The organism is Alkalibacterium sp. s-m-28 (genome assembly GCF_054658175.1).
The window spans coordinates 1-255 of sequence record NZ_BAAGIQ010000437.1 but is presented as its reverse complement, the minus strand read 5'-3'; the positions used below and the strand labels follow the sequence as shown (position 1 = coordinate 255).

Here is a 255-nt window from a genome sequence, read left to right as displayed (position 1 = left end):
CAAAGAATAAAATCATCTTATCCCAAAGAGTGTCTGAAAAACGCAATACTGAATTAGCAATCAGGGCCATTCACGATGTGCTCGACCACTATATAGCTAGCGAAATCCCTGAGGATTTAAACCTCATAGTTGACGGAAACCCCATTTACAAACTGGCACAACATTTCCTGGCCCAACACGGCCTGAACTTCGATATCACTCAAGTCATTGGTTTAACCAACGAGGACGAAGTATCTAGACAATATAGGCCCCTTA

At 42.4% G+C, this 255-nt stretch carries 1 pseudogene; it reads left to right on the top strand.

Annotated features, from left to right (window positions below):
- A pseudogene (locus ACYQ4S_RS12905) lies at positions 1-255 on the top strand (DDE-type integrase/transposase/recombinase); the annotation flags it as partial.